The organism is Brevundimonas sp. C43 (genome assembly GCF_030732185.1).
In the GTDB taxonomy this organism is placed as follows: Bacteria; Pseudomonadota; Alphaproteobacteria; order Caulobacterales; family Caulobacteraceae; genus Brevundimonas; species Brevundimonas diminuta_C.
This window is the reverse complement of the sequence record NZ_CP132231.1, coordinates 484,468-506,874: the sequence shown is the minus strand read 5'-3', so window position 1 is coordinate 506,874 and position 22,407 is coordinate 484,468. Positions and strand designations below refer to the sequence as shown.

Annotated in this window: 21 protein-coding genes; 9 read left to right on the top strand and 12 right to left on the bottom strand. The window is 67.1% G+C overall.

Features of this window, described 5'->3' with window-relative positions:
- The first annotated feature begins 23 nt into the window (after positions 1 to 23).
- From xth to Q9R14_RS02490, 3 genes are all read left to right on the top strand, one after another.
- Entirely contained in the window at positions 24 to 809 is a 786-nt protein-coding gene (gene xth, locus Q9R14_RS02500; protein WP_306003381.1) for an exodeoxyribonuclease III, read from the top strand.
- A 5-nt stretch (positions 810 to 814) separates the two neighbouring features.
- The gene (locus Q9R14_RS02495; protein WP_306003380.1) at positions 815 to 1,330 is read left to right on the top strand and encodes a hypothetical protein; all 516 of its coding nucleotides are present in this window, start codon (positions 815 to 817) and stop codon (positions 1,328 to 1,330) included.
- Between the two features lie 88 nt (positions 1,331 to 1,418).
- Positions 1,419 to 2,324, top strand: a complete 906-nt coding sequence (locus Q9R14_RS02490; RefSeq protein WP_306003379.1) for a cobalamin biosynthesis protein CbiG — start codon at positions 1,419 to 1,421, stop codon at positions 2,322 to 2,324.
- 9 nt (positions 2,325 to 2,333) lie between these two features.
- Here Q9R14_RS02490 and recN read toward each other — a convergent pair whose 3' ends face one another.
- Both recN and Q9R14_RS02480 read right to left on the bottom strand, forming a co-directional pair.
- On the bottom strand, positions 2,334 to 4,034 hold the full coding sequence (gene recN, locus Q9R14_RS02485) for a DNA repair protein RecN (protein WP_306003378.1): 1,701 nt from the start codon (positions 4,032 to 4,034) through the stop codon (positions 2,334 to 2,336).
- A gap of 76 nt (positions 4,035 to 4,110) precedes the next feature.
- Positions 4,111 to 4,965 carry an outer membrane protein assembly factor BamD gene (locus tag Q9R14_RS02480; protein ID WP_039245588.1) on the bottom strand — a complete coding sequence of 285 codons (855 nt, stop codon included), beginning with the start codon at positions 4,963 to 4,965 and terminating at the stop codon, positions 4,111 to 4,113.
- A gap of 190 nt (positions 4,966 to 5,155) precedes the next feature.
- Here Q9R14_RS02480 and Q9R14_RS02475 point away from each other — a divergent pair, with 190 nt between their 5' ends.
- Both Q9R14_RS02475 and Q9R14_RS02470 read left to right on the top strand, forming a co-directional pair.
- A complete protein-coding gene (locus tag Q9R14_RS02475) occupies positions 5,156 to 6,091 on the top strand; it encodes a ribose-phosphate pyrophosphokinase (protein ID WP_039245590.1) in 936 nt (311 codons plus the stop codon).
- 83 nt (positions 6,092 to 6,174) lie between these two features.
- Complete coding sequence (locus tag Q9R14_RS02470) at positions 6,175 to 7,308, top strand: hypothetical protein (protein WP_306003377.1); 1,134 nt, start codon at positions 6,175 to 6,177, stop codon at positions 7,306 to 7,308.
- A gap of 71 nt (positions 7,309 to 7,379) precedes the next feature.
- Here Q9R14_RS02470 and Q9R14_RS02465 read toward each other — a convergent pair whose 3' ends face one another.
- Positions 7,380 to 7,589: a hypothetical protein gene (locus Q9R14_RS02465; RefSeq protein ID WP_045810109.1), complete on the bottom strand. Its 210-nt coding sequence runs from the start codon at positions 7,587 to 7,589 to the stop codon at positions 7,380 to 7,382.
- 19 nt (positions 7,590 to 7,608) lie between these two features.
- The gene (gene aceA / locus Q9R14_RS02460) at positions 7,609 to 8,889 is read right to left on the bottom strand and encodes an isocitrate lyase (RefSeq protein ID WP_306003376.1); all 1,281 of its coding nucleotides are present in this window, start codon (positions 8,887 to 8,889) and stop codon (positions 7,609 to 7,611) included.
- Positions 8,890 to 9,045: 156 nt separating this feature from the next.
- Here aceA and Q9R14_RS02455 point away from each other — a divergent pair, with 156 nt between their 5' ends.
- Positions 9,046 to 10,476 carry a short-chain fatty acyl-CoA regulator family protein gene (locus Q9R14_RS02455; protein ID WP_306003375.1) on the top strand — a complete coding sequence of 477 codons (1,431 nt, stop codon included), beginning with the start codon at positions 9,046 to 9,048 and terminating at the stop codon, positions 10,474 to 10,476.
- A 3-nt stretch (positions 10,477 to 10,479) separates the two neighbouring features.
- Here Q9R14_RS02455 and Q9R14_RS02450 read toward each other — a convergent pair whose 3' ends face one another.
- The 5 genes from Q9R14_RS02450 to petA form a co-directional block, all read right to left on the bottom strand.
- Complete coding sequence (locus Q9R14_RS02450; RefSeq protein WP_306003374.1) at positions 10,480 to 12,120, bottom strand: M28 family peptidase; 1,641 nt, start codon at positions 12,118 to 12,120, stop codon at positions 10,480 to 10,482.
- A 72-nt stretch (positions 12,121 to 12,192) separates the two neighbouring features.
- Entirely contained in the window at positions 12,193 to 13,860 is a 1,668-nt protein-coding gene (locus Q9R14_RS02445) for a M28 family metallopeptidase (RefSeq protein ID WP_371929752.1), read from the bottom strand.
- Between the two features lie 152 nt (positions 13,861 to 14,012).
- A complete protein-coding gene (locus Q9R14_RS02440; RefSeq protein ID WP_200918537.1) occupies positions 14,013 to 14,888 on the bottom strand; it encodes a cytochrome c1 in 876 nt (291 codons plus the stop codon).
- 5 nt (positions 14,889 to 14,893) lie between these two features.
- Positions 14,894 to 16,198, bottom strand: coding sequence for a cytochrome b/b6 (locus tag Q9R14_RS02435; protein ID WP_306003372.1), 1,305 nt, complete (start codon positions 16,196 to 16,198; stop codon positions 14,894 to 14,896).
- A gap of 16 nt (positions 16,199 to 16,214) precedes the next feature.
- On the bottom strand, positions 16,215 to 16,772 hold the full coding sequence (gene petA / locus Q9R14_RS02430; protein WP_039245599.1) for a ubiquinol-cytochrome c reductase iron-sulfur subunit: 558 nt from the start codon (positions 16,770 to 16,772) through the stop codon (positions 16,215 to 16,217).
- Positions 16,773 to 16,966: 194 nt separating this feature from the next.
- Here petA and Q9R14_RS02425 point away from each other — a divergent pair, with 194 nt between their 5' ends.
- Entirely contained in the window at positions 16,967 to 17,422 is a 456-nt protein-coding gene (locus Q9R14_RS02425; protein ID WP_039245600.1) for a tRNA (cytidine(34)-2'-O)-methyltransferase, read from the top strand.
- Here Q9R14_RS02425 and Q9R14_RS02420 read toward each other — a convergent pair.
- Positions 17,413 to 18,672, bottom strand: coding sequence for a dipeptidase (locus Q9R14_RS02420; RefSeq protein WP_306003371.1), 1,260 nt, complete (start codon positions 18,670 to 18,672; stop codon positions 17,413 to 17,415). The genes Q9R14_RS02425 and Q9R14_RS02420 overlap by 10 nt on opposite strands.
- A gap of 103 nt (positions 18,673 to 18,775) precedes the next feature.
- Between Q9R14_RS02420 and hemF the strand changes: the two genes are divergently transcribed.
- A complete protein-coding gene (gene hemF, locus Q9R14_RS02415) occupies positions 18,776 to 19,657 on the top strand; it encodes an oxygen-dependent coproporphyrinogen oxidase (RefSeq protein WP_306004110.1) in 882 nt (293 codons plus the stop codon).
- On the opposite strand, the gene Q9R14_RS02410 is transcribed toward hemF, so the two are convergent.
- A complete protein-coding gene (locus Q9R14_RS02410; protein ID WP_184277428.1) occupies positions 19,654 to 20,529 on the bottom strand; it encodes a LysR family transcriptional regulator in 876 nt (291 codons plus the stop codon). The two genes, hemF and Q9R14_RS02410, sit on opposite strands and share 4 nt — an antisense overlap.
- Before the next feature lie 79 nt (positions 20,530 to 20,608).
- Here Q9R14_RS02410 and Q9R14_RS02405 point away from each other — a divergent pair, with 79 nt between their 5' ends.
- Positions 20,609 to 21,667 (top strand): YeiH family protein, encoded by a 1,059-nt coding sequence (locus tag Q9R14_RS02405; protein ID WP_306004109.1) that lies wholly within the window; start codon positions 20,609 to 20,611, stop codon positions 21,665 to 21,667.
- On the opposite strand, the gene Q9R14_RS02400 is transcribed toward Q9R14_RS02405, so the two are convergent.
- Positions 21,664 to 22,395 carry a type 1 glutamine amidotransferase gene (locus Q9R14_RS02400; RefSeq protein ID WP_306003370.1) on the bottom strand — a complete coding sequence of 244 codons (732 nt, stop codon included), beginning with the start codon at positions 22,393 to 22,395 and terminating at the stop codon, positions 21,664 to 21,666. The two genes, Q9R14_RS02405 and Q9R14_RS02400, sit on opposite strands and share 4 nt — an antisense overlap.
- Between the last annotated feature and the right edge of the window lie 12 nt (positions 22,396 to 22,407).

The following is a 22,407-nucleotide window of genomic DNA, read 5'->3' as shown; positions in this document are numbered from 1 at the left end:
AGACGCAGCCTAGCGTCGCCGTCATGCGCATCGCCACCTGGAACGTGAACTCCGTCAACGCCCGCCTGGCCACCGTCCTGGCGTGGCTGGAGCAGGCCGCCCCCGACGTCGCCTGTTTCCAGGAGATCAAATGTGTGGACGAGAAGTTCCCGCGCGAGGCCTTCGAGAGCCTGGGCTACAATGTCGAGACCCACGGCCAGAAGAGCTACAACGGCGTCGCGCTGCTGTCGAAGTATCCGCTGTCCGACATCCGGCGCGGGCTGCCAGGCGACGAGACTGACGAGCAGGCGCGCTATATCGAAGCCCTGGTCGAGGCGCCCCGGCCCATTCGCGTCGGCGCCATTTATCTGCCGAACGGCAATCCGATCGGGACCGAGAAGTTCGATTACAAGCTGGCCTGGTTCGATCGGTTGAACCGCCATTCCCAAGATCTGCTGGCGTTCGAGGAGCCGCTGGCCCTCTGCGGTGACTACAACGTCATCCCGGAAGCCGAAGACGCCAAGAATCCGGCCGCCTGGACTGACGACGCCCTGTTCCAGCCGCAGAGTCGCCAGGCTTTCCGCGCGCTCAGGAACCTGGGTCTGGCCGATGCGCACGAGATTGGCGGCGAACCTGCGGGAACCTATACCTTCTGGGACTATCAGGCCGGCGCCTGGCAGCGGGACCATGGCATCCGCATCGACTTCGCCCTGCTGTCGCCCCAGGCCGCCGACCGGTTCCGGGGGATCGAGACCCATCGCGACGCGCGCGACATGGAAAAACCCAGCGACCACGTCCCCGTGGTGGTCGATCTCGATCTGGAGGCCTGACGACCATGGCCGACGTCTTGCGGGTGGTGTTGCTGATCGCCCTCGCGGCGGCCCTGCTGACGACCCTGGCCCTGGCGCTGTCGTGGTGGATGGAGCCGCCGCGCCGCTTGCACCGCGCCATGCTCAAAACCCTGGGCGCCGCGCCGGAGGTCGAGGCCCTCTCGCCGGGCGAAGGTCGCGCCTGCGCCCTGAACTTCGACGTCGAACAGGTGGTCGTGCTGTGGGCCAACGGCGCCCATGGCCTGGTCTACGCCTTCGATGAGGTCGAGGGAGGCGAGATCATCGTCGACGGCCACGTCGTCGCCCGCATCCGCCGGGGCGAGGCGCGCAAGTCCCTGGACGTGCTGGCCCCCGATGCCGAACAGGTCGTGCTGCGGCTGATGTTCGCCGACGCCCGACACCCTGAGTTCGAACTGGCCCTGTGGGACGCCGCCCTGCCCGTCCAGACCGGCTCCCCTGGCGAGGCGCTTCGTCTCGGCCGCCGCTGGTTGTCGCATCTGGAAGCCCTGCTGAAGAGCTGAGACGGCGCATGGGCCTTTCAGTCGCCGCGATGCGGCGTTAGAAGCCCGGCTCACTCCTAACCGACATGCCTTTATCAGGGAGGCCGCCTTGGCCCGCCTTTTCGACGCCTATATCGTCGCCGACTGGACCGCCGCCGAAACCAAGAAGCTCGGCGACACCTCGCTGTGGATCGGCGTGGCCAAGCGCGATGTGCGTTTCCGCCTCTATACCGAGACGCACAATGTCGCGACCCGGGCGGAGGGCGAAGCCCTGCTGGCCTCGATCCTGGCGGACCACAGAAAGCGCGGCGACCGGGTGCTGGTCGGGCTGGACTTCAACTTCGGCTATCCCGTTGGCACGGCCGCGCGGCTGAAGCTGGACGGAACCCCGTGGCAAGCCATGTGGAAATTCATCGCCTCCAACATCGTGGACAAGGCCGACAACACCAACAACCGCTATCAGGTCGCGGCCAAGATGAACCGGCTGATGACCGACGAGGCCTGGCCACTGTGGGGTGCGCCGGCCAAACAAGCCCAGCGCTGGTTGACCACGACGAAACCGCCCGCAGGCTCCGGTGCCGACATCCCCGAGTTCCGCGCCACCGAAAACGCCGCTCGCAAGGGTCGGCTTCAACCCAAGAGCGTGTGGCAGATGCACGGCGCGGGCGCCGTGGGCGGCCAGACCCTGGTCGGCATCCCGGCCGTGCGCCGGCTGCTGGAAAGCCTCGGCCCGTCAGGCGCCGTCTGGCCCTACGGCACCGGCTGGCGCGCGCTGACGCCCGATGACGTGGAGCCCTTGTCGGCTCTGCTCGTCGAAGTCTGGCCGTCGATCTTCGAGACCAAGCTGCAGCCGGGCGAGTTCAAGGACCAAGCCCAGGTTCGCACGACTGCTGAGACCCTGGCCCGCATGGACGAGACCGGCGACCTCGCCAAGGCGTTCGCTCCGCCCAAGGACGCCACGCCGGAACTGATCGCCCAGGTCGAGCAGGAAGAGGGCTGGATCCTGGGCGTCTAAAAGGTTCAGTCAGCCGATCAAGGCCCGCGCCGCCGCGCGGGCTTCGTCGGTAATCTCGGCGCCGGAAAGCATGCGCGCAATCTCCTCCTGGCGGCGCTGATCGTCCAGGGCGACGACGGTGGTGGTGGTGGTCAGACCGTCGCGATCGGCCTTCATCACCTTCCAGTGGGCGTGGCCGCGGGCGGCGACTTGGGGGCTGTGGGTCACGACCAGGACCTGGGCGCCGTTCGACAGGCGTTTCAGGCGCGAACCGACGGCCTCGGCCACCGCGCCGCCGACGCCCTGGTCGACCTCGTCGAAGATCATCACGGGCTGGCGCATGTCCTCACGACTGGCGAGGGCCGCCTTCATCGCCAGGGCGAAACGCGCCAGCTCGCCGCCCGAGGCGATGGCGTCCAGCGGGCCGAAGTCGGTTCCGGCGTTGGTGGCGATCTGGAAGCGCACCGTCTCGACGCCGTCCGGCCCGCGTCGGCCTTCGATCGGCTCCAGAGCCACGCGGAACCGCGCGCGCTCCAGCTTCAGCGGGCCCAGCTCTGCCATGACGGCGGCGGTCAGGCGTTCGGCGGCGGCTTCCCGCGCCGAGGTCAGGAACGTGGCCGCCAGATCATAGGCCTCCGCCGCCTCGGCCGCCTCGCGCCCGGCGTTCGTCAGCGCCTCCTCGCCATCCTCGATCAGCCGAAGCTGCTCGCGCAGGCGAATGCGCAGGGTCGGCAGGGCGTCGACGGTGGTGTGCAGCTTGCGGGCGGCGGCGCGCAGGGCGAACAATCGCTCCTCGGCCTTGTCCAGGCGGCCGGGCTCATAGTCGAAGGCGTCGGCGGCGGCGTCCACGGCGGCGAGGGCTTCCGCCGCCTCGACCATGGTGCGGTCGATCGCCTCCACGGCGGCCGACAGTTTGACGATGACCGGATGATCGCCCTCGGCGCCCGCCTGCCCTGCCCTCTGACGCGCATGTTCGACGGCCCTCAGCGCCGCGCCCAGCTTTTGGCTCAGCTTGTCGCCGCCCAGTTGGGTGCGGGCGTCGCCCAGATCCGCGATGGCCTTTTCGGCCGCGCCCAACAGGGCGCGTTCGCCTGCCAGTTCCGTCTCTTCGTCGGCGCGCGGATCCAGCGCATCCAGTTCGGAGAGATTCAGGCTGATCTCTTCGCGCCGCGCATCGGCGTCCGCCGCCTGCGCTTTCAGCTCCGCCAGCTTGGCCTCGGCGCCCTTGAGCTTGGCGGAGGCCGATGCGACCGCCGACAACTGCGGCTGCAGACCGCCATAGGCGTCCAGCGACGCCCGGTGGGTGCGCCAGTCCAGCAGGCCCACCGTCTCATGCTGTCCGTGCACCTCGACCAGGGCCGCGCCGATCTCGCGCACAGCCGTCACCCCGGCCGGCTGATCGTTGACATAGGCCCGGCTGCGGCCGTCGGTGCCAAGCACGCGGCGCAGGATCAGCTCTTCGCCCGGCTGGACCTCGAACCCCTTGTCGGCGATCAGGGCCAGCAACTCAGGATCGTCGGGAGCGGAGAAGACGGCAGTGGCCACGGCCTGTTTGGCGCCCTTGCGCACCAGGCCTGCGTCGCCGCGCCCGCCCAAAGCTAGGCCGAGCGCATCAAGGATGATCGACTTGCCGGCTCCGGTTTCGCCGGTCAGCACGGTCAGGCCGTTCTCGACCTCGAGATCGAGCACGTCCACCAGGACGACGTCACGAATGGAAAGGGCGGTCAGCATCGCGTCAGGCGCCGGCGGAACGAATCATGACCGACAGAATCCCGATCCCCGCCGGATTGCACAAGCCGTCGCGTGATCAGCCCGGAATGATCCGCTGCAGCCAGCTCTCACGCTTGCCCTCGGGCGCCTTGTCCGGCGTCTGGCCGTTTTCGGTCAGCAGCGCATAGGCCTCGGCGTACCAGGGGCTGCCCGGATAGTTGTAGCCCAGCACGGCGCCATTCCGCGTCGCCTCTTCCTTCAGACCCAGCTGAAGGTTGACCTCGACTAAGCGATACAGGGCTTCTGGCGTATGCGAAGTGCGCTGGAAATCCGGGTTGGCGATCACGGCCTTGTAACGGTTCAGGGCCGCCAGCGGCTGGTTGGCGCGCTGATAGTAGCGGCCGATGTTCATTTCCTTGCCGGCCAGCTGGTCGTTGACCATGTCGATCTTGACGGCGGCGTCCGACGCGTAGGGCGTGCCCGGATAGCGGCGCGAGACATCCTTCAGCCCGGCCAGGGCGGCGGTGGCGTAACCTTGGTCGCGTCCCACATCCGTGATCTGCTCGAAGTTGCAGACGGCCTTCATGTAGAAGGCGTAGGAGGCCGACGGATTGCCGGGGAACAGCTGGATGAACCGGTCCGCCGCCGCGATGGCGTCGGCATAGGCGTTGTTTTGATAGTAGGCGTAGATCTGCATCAGGATCGAACGACGCGCCCAGTCTGAATAGGGATGCTGGCGTTCGACTTCCTGGAAATAATCGACGGCGTCGGACCAGCGTCGCTGCTGCAGCCGATCATAGCCGGTGTTGTACAGCGCCTCGACCGGACGTTCCTCATAGGCCAGCTTGGGACGCTTGGTGCCCGAGCAGCCTGAAATCGTCACTGCGGCGAGCGCCGCGGCCATCAGCACCATGCCGGAACGGAACTTAGAAGCGGACAAGGACGACCCCATGACGTGTGAAGGACGGCCCTGAAGCCGTTCCCCGGAAACCAACGCGGCGACCTCTAGCACCCGCGACCGAGCCGCGCCATGCCGAGGAAAACTCAGCATACGACTTGCCCTGCCCGGCTCCACTGGTAAAGAGCGCGCCAACCGACCGCCGTTCATGGGGGGCGGATGACGGCGAAAGGATGACCGGCCGATGAAGCTGCTCTCAGGCAACTCCAACCGTGCACTGTCCCAGGCGATCGCCGACCACCTGGATGCGCCCCTGACCAAGGCCCAGGTCAAGCGGTTCGCCGACAACGAAGTCTTCGCCATCATCGAGGAGAACGTCCGCGGCGAGGACGTCTTCATCCTGCAGTCGACCTCCTATCCGGCCAACGACAACCTGATGGAGTTGCTGATCATCACCGATGCCCTGGTGCGGGCCTCGGCGAAACGGATCACGGCCGTCATCCCCTATTTCGGCTATGCGCGTCAGGATCGTAAGACCGGCGGCCGCACGCCGATCTCGGCCAAACTGGTGGCCAATCTGATCACCCGCGCCGGCGCCGACCGCGTCCTGACGATGGATTTGCACGCCGGTCAGATCCAGGGCTTCTTCGATATTCCGACCGACAATCTGGTCGCGACCCCCGTACTGGCGCAGGACATCAAGGAAAACTACGCCCGCGGCGACGACCTGATGATCGTCTCGCCCGACGTCGGCGGCGTGGTGCGCGCGCGTTCACTGGCCAGCCGCCTGGATGCCGATCTCGCCATCGTTGACAAGCGCCGCCCCAAGGCCGGCGAGAGCGAGGTCATGAACATCATCGGCGATGTTCAGGGCCGCCGTTGCATCCTGTTCGACGACATCGTCGATTCGGGCGGCACCCTGGTCAACGCCGCCAAGGCCCTGATCGACCAAGGCGCGACGGAGGTTTCGGCCTATATCAGCCACGGCGTCCTGTCCGGCCCCGCCGTCCAGCGCATCACCGACGGCCCGCTGAAGGAGCTGGTGATCACCAACTCCATCGAGCAACCCCACGAAGTTTTGAACTGCCCGAAAATCCGAGCGGTTTCGGTGGCTCCGCTGGTCGGAGAGGCTATCCGACGGATCGCCAACGAAGAATCGGTCTCGAAACTGTTCGATTAACCTTCGGATAACCATAAGGCCCGCCTTATAAGCGCCAACAGTGTTGGCGCTTTTTGCGCGCGTGATCGCCTGAGGAAGTCTCCATGAAAACGGCCCTACTGAGCCGCGGCCTGTCGGCCGCCGCCCTCGCCGCCGCTGTCCTGCTCGCCAGCTGCGAGAGCGGACCCTCGAAGGCCGAGCTGGAAGCCCAGCGTCTGGCGGCCGAACTGGCCGCCCGCAAGCCGCCCCCCGTGTCGCTGAACCAGGGCGTGGCGGACGCCGCCGCGATCTACGTCGCGTACTTGCGCGAAGCCCAGACGATCCAGCCGGGCGGCTTCCCAGATGCGGAATCGATCCAGGCCGCCCTGCGCAAGGGTTCGGCCTATGACGCCGACCAGCTGTCGCGCGGCCTGATCGCTTACGGCGCCATCATCGCCCTGCAGTCGCCAGAGTTCGTCGCCGGCGTGCAGCAGTATGCGATCGATCCGGCCCAACGGCAGCGCATGGTGGCCCAGATCGTCGCCGATCCAGCCTACGCCGCCACCCTGCCGGGCGCCGACGCCGCCGCCGGCCTGATCTCGGCGACCGTCGGCAAGGACGCCATCGCCATGCGCGCCATCGCCGAGGCGATCGAGCAGGACGCCTACACCATCCAGGGCCGCAGCGATCCTCGCCGCCGCTGGGCCATTACGCCGATCCCGAACCGCGAAGTGCGGCTGGAAAGCGCAAAGACCTTGTCCGCTGCAAAGATGCTGCCGTCGCCGGAGGAATCGAGCCGCCTGTTCGCCGCCGCCAACAGCGGCACGGGACTGGGGCTGGAGCCTTCGCGCAAGGGCCCGCCCTACACCCCCGCCGTCGTCCGCTCTCTGGCCATCGCGGCTTTGGGCGCGCTCGGCGCCGGCGGCGACGAGGCCCGGGTCAACACAGAGGCTCTGACGCACGAGCCGAACAGCGAGTTCTGCATGGATATGTCCAAGCTGATGCTGTTCCAGTGCCTGGCCGCCTCGCGCCCCAGCTATGAGGACATCTTCTGCCTGGGCCGCCACATCACCCGCGACCTGGCGACCTGCACCACCGAGGCGACGCAGATCACCACCATCGTCGTCGGCGATCCTCAGGAAACCGGAGCCGCGCCGACGCGCACGCCCATCTCGGTCACCGTCCCGCAAGCGACGCCTGTTCCGACCCCGGCGGTTGCGACCACCCAATCGCTGAACACCGGCCCGACGACACGCTAGGTTTTCCTGCCCTGATCGACAAAAGGCCCGCCCCGAGCGATCGGAGCGGGCCTTTTTCTTGGGCGGCTGGCCTATTCGTAGCCGTGCGCCGCTTCGTTGATGACCTGTGACGGCATGGACGAGAAGTCCACGGCGACAGGCGTTGCGGTCTTGGACTGATAGGTCCGAAGCACGTGCGTCAGACGACGACGCACCTCACGCTCGGCCTCCGTGCCGGTATCAAGCGCCAGGGGCGCCAGGCAGAAGTCGATGATGGCTTCGGTTCGGGTCAGCGGTTCCATTTGCGGGTTCCTTTCCGGGTTAAGCCGCGTGGGTGAACTGGGCGGTCTCGGTCGAGTCCTTCAGCGCTGTTGTCGAGGACGTGCCGTTGGAGATGACGGTGGCGACCTGATCGAAATAGCCGGTGCCGACTTCGCGCTGGTGACGCGTGGCGGTGTAGCCGATGGCCTCGTTGGCGAACTCGCGCTGTTGCAGCTCCGAATACGCCGCCATGCCGCGGTCGCGATAACCGTCCGCCAGCTCGAACATCGCGTTGTTCAGGCTGTGGAAGCCGGCCAGGGTCACGAACTGGAACTTGTAGCCCATGGCCCCCAGCTCGCGCTGGAACTTGGCGATGGTGGCGTCGTCCAGCTTGGCCTTCCAGTTGAACGACGGCGAACAGTTGTAGGCCATCAGCTTGCCCGGATGGGCCTTCTGGACGGCTTCCGCGAACTTCTTGGCGTCTTCCAGATCCGGGTGCGACGTCTCCCACCACAGCAAGTCGGCGATATTGGCGTAGGACAGACCGCGCGCGATACAGTGGTCCAGACCCGTGCCTTCCTTCAGGCGGAAGAACCCCTCAGGCGTGCGATTGTCGCGATCGATGAAGGGCTGGTCCCGCTCGTCGATATCGGAGGTGATCAGCTGCGCGCTTTCGGCGTCGGTGCGGGCGACCGTGATGGTCGGCGTGCCCATGACGTCGGCGGCCAGACGCGCGGCGACCAGATTGCGCTCATGCGCCTGCGTCGGGATCAGAACCTTGCCGCCCAGGTGGCCGCACTTCTTCTCGGACGCCAGCTGGTCTTCGAAGTGCACGCCGGCCGCACCCGCCTCGATGAAGGCCTTCATGATCTCGAAGCTGTTCAGCGGCCCGCCGAAACCGGCTTCCGCGTCGGCGACGATAGGAACGAACCAGTCGCGCTTGGCCCCGCCCTCGGCATGCTCGATCTGATCGGCGCGTTGCAGGGTGCGGTTGATGCGGCGGCACAGTTCCGGCGCGGCGTTGGCCGGGTACAGCGACTGGTCGGGATACATGGCGCCGGCCGTATTGGCGTCCGCCGCGACCTGCCAGCCTGACAGATAGATGGCCTTCAGACCCGCGCGGACCATCTGCATGGCCTGGTTTCCGGTGACGGCGCCCAGCGCATTGATGAAGGGCTCGTCATGCAGCAACTGCCACAGGCGGTTGGCGCCACGCTCGGCCAGCGTATGGGTGATCGGCACCGATCCCCGTAGGCGCAGGACGTCTTCAGGGGTGTAGGGCCGCTCGATGCCGTCAAAACGGCCAGCGGGCGAAGGCACCAGATCGGCGAAGGTGGTCATGGTCGAACTCAGTCTCTGAAGGGCGCGGCCGCAGCCGCCGTCTCAGGGATAAGAACACGCGCCGGTCAAAACTTGTACCGATCTAAGCCCATCAACAGGGTCATCTTGTCACAATATGACTTTGCTTAATTAGTCACGTTGTGACATCATGCAGGGATGAACACCGCCGCTGATCGCAAGCTGTTTCTGGGCGCCCGGCTCAAGCGGCTGCGGCGCGATCTGGGCCTGACCCAGACCGCGATGGCCGCCGATCTGGACGTTTCTCCAAGTTACCTCAATCACATAGAGCGTAACCAGCGCCCGGTCTCAGCCCAGCTGCTGCTGCGATTGGCCGACACCTATGACGTGGATCTGCGCGCCCTGAACCAGGGCGGGGCGGCGGACGAGGCGCGGCTCACGGAAATCCTGACCGACCCCCTGTTCAAGGGTCTGTCCGCGCCCCGGCATGAACTGGTGCAACTGCTGGAAGAGGCGCCCGGCGTGGCCGACGCCCTGCTGCGCCTCTATCAGGCCTTCGACGACGGCCGCACGCGCGCCCGCGCCGCCGCCGAGACGGGCGAAAGCCCGATCGAGACCAGCCCGGCCGAATGGGTGCGCGAATACATCCAGTCGCGCGGCAACCATTTTCCCGAACTGGACCAGATGGGCGAAGCCCTGTCCGACGCCCTGTCCGCCGAGACGCCCGCCCACGCCGACGGCTTCGAACCCGCCGCCCGCCATCGGCTGGCGGCCAAACACGACCTTGGCGTCCGTACCCTGCCGGCCGAGGTGATGGTGGAGTGGACCCGCCGCTACGACCTGCACCGCCGCCGTCTGCTGCTGTCGGAAACCCTGGGGCCGTCCTCGCGCGCCTTCGCCATCGCCTATCAACTGGCCCTGGCCGAGCAGGGGCCGGCGCTCAACGCGCTGGCAGAGGCCGCGAACGCCCCGGACGGGCCCACTCGATCGCTGCTGAAGGTCGCCCTGACCAACACCCTCGCCGCCGCGACCCTGATGCCCTACGTCGCCTTCCAGCGGGCGGCGGAAGAGACGCGCTATGACCTGGCCCGGCTCCAGGCCCGGTTCGGCGTCAGCTATGAACAGGCCGCGCACCGCCTGACGACCCTGTCACGCCCCACGGCGCGTGGCGTGCCCTTCTTCCTGATGCGGGTCGATCAGGCGGGCAACATCTCCAAACGCTATGCGGCGGGCGCCTTTCCCTTCTCGCGTTTCGGCGGCGCCTGCCCGCGCTGGCGGCTGCATTCGGCCTTCCGCACGCCGGGCCGCATCGTCACCCAGATCATCGAGACTCCAGACGGCGGCCGCTGGTTCACCTTCGCCCGCACGGTCGAGCGGCAAGGCCACGACGGCTATGATGAGCGCCACGACCTCGCCGTCGGCCTGGGGTGCGAACTGCGTCATGCGCATCGTCTGGCCTACGCGCACGGCATCGACCTGCAGAACCCCGAGGTCACGCCCATCGGCCCGGCCTGCCGCCTGTGTCACCGTCACCCCTGCGCCGAACGCGCCGCCGCCCCCATCGACCGCCCGCTGGCGGTCGATGACTGGTCCAAGTCCGTCAGCCCCTATCCGTTCGGCGCGGCCTGAGGCCTAGCGCCTCTGCTCCGCCGTACGGTCGCGGATGGCGTTGAACTCGGCCGTCGGCTTCCACGCAGGCCAGCTCTCGCTGTCGGCCACCGTCAGCCCCAGCCGATACAGCAGATCCAGGTTCTGCAGGGCGGCCGTAAAGTCATAGTCGGCCCGCCATTCGTCGGTCAGCTTGTGATAATATTTGGCCATCGCGCCCTCGTAATAGGGCTTGCCCGCTTCGATCCCGCCCTCCACGAAATCGCGGCCTGTCCACGGCATCAGGGCCGGCACCCCGCCGGCCGCGAAATTGAAGTGGTCGGAGCGATAGTAGAAGCCTTCCTCCGGATAGCCGTCGCCCGTCACCACCCGCCCCTGCACGGCCGCAAACCGGCCCAGGATGTCCTCCAACTCGGACTTGCCAACGCCGAACACCGCCACGTCGCGCGTCGCCGGCGTGAAGGGCAGCATGTCGATGTTGATGTCCGCCGCCGTCTTGGCAAGCGGATAGACCGGATCGGCGGCATAGGCCTCCGACCCCAGCAGCCCCTGCTCCTCGGCCGTGACGTGCAGGAAGACCACGGTGCGCTTCGGCGCCGGTCCAGCCTTGAACGCCCGCGCCATCTCGATCAGACCGGCCGTCCCCGACGCATTGTCCCAGGCGCCGTTGAAGATGTCGTCGCCCTCGGCGTTCGGCGTCCGGGCCTTGCCGACGTGATCCCAGTGGGCGGAATAGAAGACGTATTCGTCAGGCCGCTCAGTGCCGGGGATCTTGGCCAGCAGGTTGTTGGAGTGGATGACCTCGGTGGTCTCCGCGATATCGACGCTGAGACGCGCGCCCAGATCCAGAACGCCCCCCAAGGCGGTCGTCTTCGCCCGCTCGACGGCGGTTTCCAAGTCGGTGCCGCCGATCGCTGTCGCCGTGGCCATGTTGATGGATCCGCTGAATCGCGGGTCCTGCGCGCCCTTGACCGTCATCTGCGGCCGGGTCGCGCCTCCCACGGCGCGGCGCCAGCGGTTGTCCTGGTCCTGAAGCGTGATGACGCCCACGGCTCCGCGCTTCAGCGCCTCCTGGGTCTTGTGCGTGGTCGAGCCGTAGAAGTTGGGATCCTCGCCCATCACCGTCGGCTGGCCGCGCAGAATGACCACGACCTTGCCGGTCAGGTCCGCATTGCCATAGTCGTCCCAGGTCGGGCCCGAAATGCCGTAACCGGCGAAGACCAGCGGCGCCTCGGCCGTCACGAGCGGTTCCGCCGACCCGGCCCGCAGGGTGATGTCCGTCCCGGAAACCAGCGGATGCGCCACGCCGTCCGCCCCGGTCCAGGACGCCATCGGCGCACGCGCGGGCGTAAACCGCACCAGATCGACGGGCTGCAGCCACGATCCGTCGCGCCCGCCCGGCTCCAGCCCCATCGCCTCATACTGCGCCTGCAGATAGGCCAGGGTCAGCCGCTCGCCGATCAGGCCGGGGAACCGTCCCTCCAACTCGTCCGACGCCAGATATTTGATGTGGTCCGACAGGCGCTGGGCGCTGAACTGAGGCGTCGCGGCCGAGGCGACGCCGAAGGCGTCCAGCTTCGGCGCCGGAGATGCGACCGGCGTCGTCGCACAGGCGGCGAGCGCGAGCGCCGCGAGGGCGATCAGGGGCGAACGGCGATGGATCATTGAACTGACTCGACAGGCGGAATGGCAAAGGGGCGGAGATCCCTCCCCGCCCCATCTCGATTTGTAAAAAGACTAGCGGCGTTCGGACGCGGTCGTGGCGCGCACCGGCGCGAACTCGGAACCCGACTTCCACTGCGGCCAGTCGCGACCGTTCGCCAGGGCGCGACCGACATCGTAGAAGACTGTCAGGTCCTCGATCATGCCGCTGTAGTCCCAGTCGGGCGACCATTCATCCGCCGCCTGGTGATAGCGTTTGGCGCCGTATTCCGACCGCGCCGCCTCGCGCGCGGCGATCGGTTCGTCGCGGAATTCGCCCCGGCTGCCGGCGTAGGCCATCGGCACCCCGCGCTTGGCCAGCGGGAAGTGGTCCGAACGATAATAGGTGCCGGCCGCATTCTCGTAGTCCGGCACCAGCGACCGCCCTTGCGGCTGAATCGCCGCCGCCAGACGTTCGTCGAAGTCCGACTGGCCATATCCGGTGACGCCCAGACCCGTGACGCGGCCATAGACATTCATGGAGTCCATGTTGAACCCGCCCACCGTCTTGGCCAGCGGATAGACCGGGTTCACCGCATAGTATTCCGAGCCCAGCAGGCCGCTTTCCTCGCCGGTGAAGCTGATCATCACGATCGAGCGCTCGGTGCGCGGCGCGCGACCGAACATGCGCGCCAGCTCCAGCAGACCCGCCGTGCCCGAGGCATTGTCCACCGCCCCGTTGAAGATCCGGTCGCCGGTCGCATCCGGCTCGCCCATGCCGATGTGATCCCAGTGGGCGGTATAGAGGATCGTCTCGTCCGGATGAGTTGTGCCCGGCAGGCGGGCGATGACGTTGTGGCTGGTGACCTGATTGGTGGCCACGTCGAAGTCGGTCGAGAAGGATGCGCCGGGCAAGGCGACCGGCTGGAAGTCACGGCTGCGCGCCTGGACCTTCAGCGCGTCGAAATCCAGACCCGCGCGACGGAACAGGTCGACCGCCACATCACGCTGGATCCAGCCCTCCATCGGCACGCGCTCCGCCGCCGCATTTTGGCGCAGGATGTCGAACTGCGACACGCCCCAGGAGTTGGCGACCGTCTGCCAGCCGTAAGACGCCGGCGCCGTCTCGTGCACGATCAGCACGCCCGCCGCGCCCTGTTTGGCCGCCTCTTCGTATTTGTAGGTCCAGCGGCCGTAATAGGTCATGGCCTTACCGCCGAAGGTGTTCAGCGCCGGCTCCTCGAAGTCGGCGTCATTGACCAGCACCACCAGAATCTTGCCTCGCAGGTCCTGGCCCTTGAAGTCGTTCCACTGCCGCTCGGGCGCATTGATGCCATAGCCGACGAAGACCAGCGGGGCGTCCTTCAGGCTGACGTGTTCGGCCGGGCGGCGGGTCGAGATGGCGACCTCGCGCCCTTGCGTCATCGGCAGGGTCCAGTCGCCCAACTTCAGCGAAGCGCGCACATTGGACTGGGTGAAGCGGTTCAGGATCACGTCCTGCGTCCATTGACCGTTCGGCCCGCCCGGCTCGAACCCGGCGGCGGCGTAGCCTTCGCTCAGATAGCGGATGACCTTTTCCTCGGCCGGGGTGGCGATGCCCCTGCCCTCGAAGCTGTCGTCCGACAGGGTCTTGATGTCCTGCGAGATGCGCGCCGCATCGAAGGCTGGCAAGGTGTGGCCCGCAGCGGGATTGGCCGCCGTGGCGCAGGCGGACAAGGCGGCGCTCGCCAGAAGAACGGCGGCAAAAGAAGAGACAAGACGCATGAACTGAGGGCCCCACAGCCAGAAACGATACGCGACCCTAGGGGGCGAACTTCGCCCTGTCGATGCTGCGTCCCGGACCTTTCGTCGCAAACGAAAAAGCCCGCCGAGGTGAACCTCAGCGGGCTTACCATTTCGATCCGGCGGCGATGCCCTTAGTGGGCGACGCCCTTCCAGATGCGGCGGTAGGCGACATAGGTGATGCCGGCGAACAGCAGCAGATAGATCATCACACCCAGACCGGCCTGCTTGCGCTCGACCATCTTCGGCTCGGACGTCCAGGCGATGAAGGCCGCGACGTCCTTGGCGTATTGATCGACCGTCTGCGGCGAGCCGTCGTCATAGGTCACTTGACCGTTCTGAAGCGGCGGCGGCATGGCGATGAAGCCGCCGGGCGGAACGTCCTTGTGGTCGCCCGTCCAGAACGGCGTCAGGTCGCCGGCCATATAGGGGTTGTAGTGCTGACCTTCGCGGATCTGCAGGCCGGCCGGCGCGGCCTTGTAGCCCGACAGCAGCGAATAGATGTAGTTGGCGCCGTCGTGACGGGCCTTGGCCATGACCGAAAGATCAGGCGGCGCAGCGCCGCCGTTGCCTGCCGCCGCCGCCGTGGCGTTCGGATAGGGGGCGCGGAACTTGTCGGCGGGCGTGGCGTCGCGCTGAATGGCCTCGCCGGTCTCGCTGTCGATGTCGCCGACCTGATTTTCCTTGGCCAGAGCCTTCACGACGGGGTTGTCGTTCGGGTTCGGGTACTTCGGATTCCAGAACGGCCCATGACGGTCGCCCAGGTTCCGATAGTGCATCAGGTTCATGCTGTGACAGGCGGCGCAGACCTCGTGATAGACCTTGTAACCGCGTTGAAGCTGGCCCTGGTCATAGGTGCCGAACGGCCCCTCGAAGCTGAACCCGCCAGACCGCGGATGGGCCGCAGCGCCTGCCGCCATGGCGGGAGCGGCCGCGCTCAACAGGCCCAGCGCGATGGCGGCCGAGGCGATGATCGTCTTGAACGACACGGTCTTCATTCCAATCGTCATGATTTTCAGACCTTGTGCTCGACGGCGCCCGGGCCGGTCAGGACCGGCTCGGAGATCGTCGCCGGGATCGGCAGCGGCTGCTCCTTCAACCCGACCAAAGGCATGATGATCAGGAAGAAGACGAAGTAGTAGAGGGTGAAGACCCGCGTCAGCCACAGGTAGGAGTTCAGGTCGCCGTCGATCAGGGTGAAGGTCTTGAACGACCCGATCACCGGCGCGTCAGGCAGCTGACCACCGCACCAGCCCAGGCCCACGCCCACCACCAGGAAGATGATGAAGAAGGTCCGCATCGTCGGGCGATAGCGCATCGAGCGCACCTTCGACGTGTCCAGCCAGGGCAGGACGAACAGCACGCCGATGGCGCTGAACATCGCCACCACGCCGCCGAACTTGTCCGGGATGGCGCGCAGGATCGCGTAGAAGGGCAGCATGTACCACTCGGGCACGATGTGCGCCGGCGTCTGCAGCGGGTTGGCCGGGATGTAGTTGTCGGCGTGGCCCAGAGCGTTCGGCTGATAGAAGACGAAGATGGCGAACAGGATCAGGAACAGGATGATCGCAAAGCCGTCCTTGACCGTGAAATACGGGTGGAAGGGCAGCGTGTCCTTGTTCTCCCGATCCTTCGGGATCAGGATGCCGACCGGGTTGTTCTGACCGGCCGAGTGCAGCGCCCAAAGGTGCAGCACGACGCAGCCCAAGATGGCGAACGGCAGCAGATAGTGCAGCGAGAAGAAGCGGTTCAGCGTCGCATTGTCGATCGCCGGGCCGCCGCGCAGCCAGATCAGGATCGGCTCGCCCAGCACCGGGATGGCGCCGATCAGGTTGGTGATGACCTCAGCGCCCCAGAACGACATCTGGCCCCACGGCAGGACGTAGCCCAGGAAGGCGGTGGCGATCATCAGGAAGAAGATCACGCAGCCGATGATCCAGATCATCTCGCGCGGCGCCTTGTACGAGCCGTAGTAGAGGCCGCGCAGCATGTGCAGGTAAACGGCGATGAAGAACATCGACGCGCCGTTGGCGTGGACGTAGCGGATCAGCCAGCCGCCGTTCACGTCGCGCATGATGCGCTCGACCGAGGCGAAAGCCAGGTCGACGTTGGGCGTATAGTGCATGGCCAGAACGATGCCGGTGACGATCTGCGTCATCAGGCACAGGGCCAGGATGCCGCCGAAGGTCCACCAATAGTTCAGGTTCCGCGGCGTCGGCAGGGACATGTAGTCCGCGCCGAAACGGATGATCGGCAGCCGGGTGTCCAGCCACTTCTCGACGCCCGTCTTCGGGACGTAGGTGCTCTCGTGATCGCTCATGATTCCCCCTTGGTCCTCAGCCGATCTTGACGCGGGTGTCGGACAGATAATCGTATTCCGGCACCACCAGGTTCAGAGGCGCCGGCCCCTTACGAATGCGGCCTGAGGCGTCGTAGTGTGAGCCGTGGCAGGGGCAGAACCAGCCGCCGTAATCACCCGCGCCGAAGGTTGGCACGCAGCCCAGGTGCGTGCACGAACCGATGACGACCAGATATTTCTCGTGACCGGGCTTGGTGCGCTCGGCGTCGGTCTGGGGCTGTTTCAGGTCAGGCGCGTTGTCGTCCGCAATGACCTTCTGCAGCTCGGCCGGGGTGCGGTAACGCACGAACACCGGCTTGCCCTGCCATTTGATGACGACCTGCTGGCCTTCCTGAACCTTGGTCAGGTCGAACTCGATCGATGCCAGCGCCAGCGTATCGGCCGCCGGATTCATCTGGTTGATCAGCGGCCAGGCGATCATGGCGCCCGCGCCGACCGCTGCGGCGCCCGCCGCGATGTAGATAAAGTCCCGACGATTGGGATCACCGCCCTCAGGGCTGTGACCGTCTTCCGTATGCACGACCGATTCGGCCACGTTTCCACCTCTCGAACGCCGCAGAAGACCCCCAAGGGCGTCCCGAGCCACGGCACGAACCAACAAAAGACGCCGGGAAACCCCGACGGCCCGTGACTTGCGCCGGTTTGGACGCAAGCTGCTGACGTTTCTTGCGAAACGCTCGCAAACAGACCGCGACAAACCCCCTCGCCGCGCGTATGTCAGGCCTTAGAATGCGTCTCGCCCTTTTTCAACCGGACATTCCTCAGAACGTCGGAGCCTGCATCCGATTGTCGGCCTGTTTCGGCGTCGATCTGCATGTGATCGAGCCGACGGGCTTCCGTTTCGATGACCGCGCCATGAAACGCGCTGCCCTCGACTACGGCCCGCTGTCGCACATGACCCGCCACGCCGACTGGGATGCGTTTCAGGCGGATCGTCCGGCCGGGCGGCTGGTGCTGCTTACGACCAAGGGCGCGACGCCGCTGCCCGATTTCGTCTTCCAGCCTGACGACACCCTGCTGTTCGGCAAGGAAAGCGCCGGCGCCCCCGACTATGTCCACGCCGCCGCCGACGCCCGTGTCGTCGTGCCGCTGCGACCCGACGCCCGCTCGCTGAACCTGTCGGTCACCGCCGGCATCGCCCTGTGGGAGGGCCTGCGGCAGACGGGCGGGGTCGGTCAGTTCTGAGCCGGCGCGGGCTCCCGCCGCGCCATGGACGGCCGTTCACCCGCCTTTGACGCCGCAACGGCCTCGACCGCCCGCATGACCCGCAGCAGGTTCTCGCCGGCGATCTTGCGGATGTCGGCCTCGGTCCAGCCCGCCGCCATCAGGGCCGCCAGGATGCGGGGGTAGGCGTCCACCCCGCCCATGCCTTCCGGCAGGCTGCCGATCCCGTCGAAGTCGGCGCCCAGGCCGACATGGTCGATGCCCGCAACCTCGCGCACGTGCTGAATGTGCGCCACGACGTCGGCCAGGGTCGCCTGAGGCGTCGGATTGGCGGCGGTCCAGGCCGTCAGCCCGGCCTCGACCGCGCCGGGATCGCCGGGGTTCAGGGTCTTCAGCCGCGCCTCCTCGCCCGCCTTGGCCCCGTTCCAGGCCCGCACCGCCTCGGACACGAAGCCGGGCGCGAGGTTGATCATCACGATGCCGCCGTCCTGCGGCATCATCCGCAGCACCCGATCCGGCACGTTGCGCGGATGATCCGTGACCGCCCGCGCCGACGAATGGGAGAAGATCACCGGCGCATCGGACACGCGCATGGCGTCCAGCATCGTCTCCTCGGAGACGTGGCTCAGGTCGACCATCATGCCCAGCCGGTTCATCTCCTTGACCACTGCTTCCCCGAACGGGCTGAGCCCGCCCCATTTCGGCGCGTCCGTCGCGCTGTCGGCCCATGTCGTGGTCTTGGAGTGGGTCAAGGTCATGTAGCGCGCGCCGGCCCGGTAGAATTCCCGCAGCAGGGCCAGGGAATCGTCGATCGAATAGCCGCCCTCCATCCCGATCAGGCTGGCGATCCGGCCGGACTTGAACACCGCATCCACCTCGTCCGCCGTGGTCGCCAGGCCGAAGGAATCGGGATGGGCGGCAATGATTCGCTTGGCCGTATCGATCTGCTCAAAGGTTTCCTCGACCGCCTCCAGCGGCGTCAGGCTGGCGGGCACATAGACGGACCAGAACTGCCCTCCGACACCCCCGGCCCGCAGGCGCGCGATGTCGGTATGCAGTTTGGTCGACACAGCCAGATTCTTCGTCAGATCAACGGCGTAAACGTCGTTTCCGTACTGCTGTCGCAGCGCCCACGGCAGGTCGTTGTGCCCGTCGATCAGCGGCGTGGTCTTCAGAATCTCCATCACTCTCGCCTCATCGGCGTCCTGAGCGTGGGCCGCCCCTCCCAGCGCGAATGAGGCGACGGCGACGAAGACGAGACGGCGGATCATGGGCGGGCTTCCTGAAAACGGCAGGCGGCCATTAGCGCCCGCGATTCTGCTTATGACAACCTGTCCGGATGACGCCGCCGCCGCGACGTGGTTCAAGCGCGCCATGAGCGACGCCGTCTTCTCCGATCCGCTCGACCTGAAGAAGGTCGAGACCCGCGCCTGGTTCGAACATCTGCGCGACCGCATCCACGCCGCCTTCGAGGCGCTGGAGGATGCCGCCCCCGCCGACCTGTTCCCCGGCGAGCCCGGCCGCTTCGTCCGCACCGCATGGGAACGGCCCGAGGGCGGCGGCGGCGTCATGGGTATGATGCACGGCCGCCTGTTCGAAAAGGTCGGCGTCCACGTCTCGACGGTGCATGGCGCCTTTCCCGCGGACTACGCCAAGAACGTGCCCGGCGCCGACGTCGATCCGCGCTTCTTCGCGACGGGAATCAGCCTGATCTGTCACCCCGTCAGCCCGCGCATTCCCGCGGTTCACATGAACACCCGCTTCATCGCCACGACAAAAAGCTGGTTCGGCGGCGGCGGCGACCTGACGCCCGTGCTGATGGCGGATCGTCGTCAGGATCACCCCGACACCGTCGCCTTCCACGCCGCCATGCAGTCCGCCTGCGACGCCCACGACCCGACCTGGCACGCCAAATACAAGGCCTGGTGCGACGAGTATTTCTATCTGCCCCACCGCAAGGAGCCCCGAGGCACCGGTGGCGTCTTTTACGACCATCACGACAGCGGCGACTATGACCGCGACTTCGCCTTCACCCGCGACATCGGCCTGGCCTTCCTGGACGTGTATCCTCGCATCGTCGCCGCGCGCATGGCCGAGCCCTGGACGGCCGATGAGCGCGAGGAACAGCTGATTCGCCGGGGCCGCTACGTCGAGTTCAACCTGCTCTACGACCGCGGCACCATGTTCGGACTGAAGACGGGCGGGAACGTCGACTCGATCCTGTCGTCCATGCCGCCGGTGGTGAAGTGGCCCTAGCCCATCGCTTCGACGAACACGTCGCCGGCCCGGCTGCGATACCGTTCCCTGTGTCGTAACAGGCGGAACGGTCGCTCGGGCAGGGTGAAGGGTGCTGTCACCAGCCGCCCTGCGGCCACCGACGCATAGGCCACGCTTTCCGACAGGGCCGTGGCTCCTGCCCCCGCCTCGGCCGCCGCCAGCACGGCCTCGTTCGACGGCAGGGTCATCGACACCGACAGGGTCGCGGGATCGACCCCCATGTCCCGCACCGCAGCCTCCAGCGTCGATCGCGTGCCCGATCCGACTTCGCGCAACACCCATGGCTGGCCCGCCAGATCCTTCGCCTCCAGCCGACGTCGCGTCGCCCACGGATGGTCCGGCGTCACCAGCACGGCCAGCCGGTCCGACCCCACCTGAACTTGCGACAGGGCCGGTTCGTCCACCGCCCCCTCGACCAGGCCAATCTCGGCGGCGCCGCTCAGCACCGCCTGCGCCGCCTCGCGCGTGTTGCCGATCTCGACGGCCAGTTCGACGCCGGGATAGGCCGTATGGAAATCCACCAGCCGGCGCGGCAGCCAGTAGCTGGCGATGGTCTGGCTGGCGAACACCGCCAGCCGCCCACGCCGCAGGGCGCTCATGTCCGCCAGCGCCGCCTCGGCCGCCGCCGCTCGCGCCAGCACCGCCTTGGCCTCGGGCAGGAAGGCGCGACCGGTTTCGTTCAGCACGACGCCCCGCCCGACCCGATCGAATAGCCGCACGTCATGCTCGGCTTCCAACGCCGCCAGAGCGTTCGACACGGCCGACTGGGTCAGATTCAGCGCCCGCGCCGCCGCCGTCACGTGGTCACGCTCGGCGACAGCGACGAAGATACGCAGGCGTTCCAGGGTCACGATCAATCTCCAAATCGGATTGAAACGAGCATAACTATCCGTTGGACGGCCGTCGAGGGTTGGCGCATCACGCTTGACGATGAAGTCCGCCGCCCTGCCCGCGTCCGCGCACACACCGCCCACGGCGTCAGCGACGGCGTTCGGGCGCACGATCCGGCCGGGCGTCATGCTGTGCCTGCTGGTGACGCTGGCGGCCATCGGCCTGACAAGCATCGAGCGCGACGTGATCGGCCATGTCTGGCTGGAGCCGCTGGTGCTGGCCATCCTGCTGGGCGCCGCCGTCCGCACCGCCTGGACGCCCGATACGCGGTTCAAGGCCGGCATCGACTTCTCGGCCAAGACCCTGCTGGAGGTTGCGGTTGTCCTGCTGGGCGCCTCGGTCAGCGCCGCCACCCTGTCGTCGCTCGGCGTCGGCTTCGTCCCAGGCATCTTCGCCCTGGTCGCGCTCGCCATCGTCGTCGGTTTCGGCGTCGGCCGCGCACTGGGCCTGAACACGCGCATGGCCCTGCTGGTCGCCTGCGGCAACGCCATCTGCGGCAACTCCGCCATCGCCGCCGTCGCCCCCGTCATCGACGCCGACGGGAAAGAGGTCGCCGCCTCCATCGCCTTCACCGCCGTGCTCGGCGTGATCGTTGTCCTGGCCCTGCCCCTGCTGGGCGGGCTAATCCATCTAAACGGCCTGCAATACGGCGCCCTGGCCGGTCTAACCGTCTATGCGGTGCCGCAGGTTCTGGCCGCCGCTGCGCCCTTCGGCGCCGTCGCCACGCAAACCGGCACGGTGGTCAAGCTGGTGCGAGTGCTGATGCTCGGCCCCGTCATCCTCGCCCTGTCGCTGATCTTCCGCGAGCGTGCGCCCGGCGCTGCAAAGCCCGGCCTGTCGCGCCTGCTGCCTTGGTTCATCATCGGTTTCCTTGTCATGATCGGCCTGCGCTCGTTTGACCTGATCCCGCAGGCCGCGCTGGCGCCTATGGCCGCCGCCTCCAGCCTGCTGACCGTCGTCGCCATGGCCGCTTTGGGTCTCCAGACCGACATCCGCGCCGTCGCCCGCGCCGGCGGCCGCGTCGTCGCCGCCGTCATCCTGTCGCTGGGCGCCCTTGTAGCGCTGACGCTGGCGCTGATCCGGCTGCTGGGCCTCTAGATCCCGCTGCCGTCATCCTCGACCGGCGGCGGGGTCAGCAGCAGGAAGGCGCGGATCCAGGCGGTCAGCACCGCCCGGTCGTTGGGCCGCTTCAGACTGTCGATCGCCTGATCCGCCACATCATGCGGGATGCGCGCCCCACGCCGCCCCTCTATCAGCGCCGCCGCGTAGTCCGGCTGAAACTCCGGGTGGCACTGGAACGAGATCGCATCGTCGCCCCAGGCCAGACCGGCGTAAGGCGTAAAGCCGCTGGAGGCGATCACCCGCGCATCGTCCGAAACCGCGACGACCTGATCCTGGTGCGACACGGGAATGGCGATCGTCCGCGCCCGTGGATGCATCCACGGCGCATCCTCGCGCACGTCATAGCGGTGCAGCCCCACGCCCCAGCCCTTGGACGATTTCTCCACCACGCCGCCGAACGCATGGGCCAGCGCCTGATGCCCGAAACAGATGCCGACCAGCCGCGTCTGACCCCGCGCCGCCCTCAGCCAGTCAATCAACTGCGGGATCCACGGCAGTTCGTCATAGACCCCCGCCGCCGACCCCGTGACGATGGCCCCCTGAAACGCCGAGGGATCGCCCGGCAGTTGGCCCGACTGCACGTCGAACCGCGTCGTCGGCACGCCCTCGCCCAGCAAGGCCCGAAACCGCGCCGGATAGTCGTCGAAATCGTCCTTCAGATGCTCCGGCGGGTGTCCGGTTTCCAGAATGGCGATGCGCGTCATGCACCCAACCTA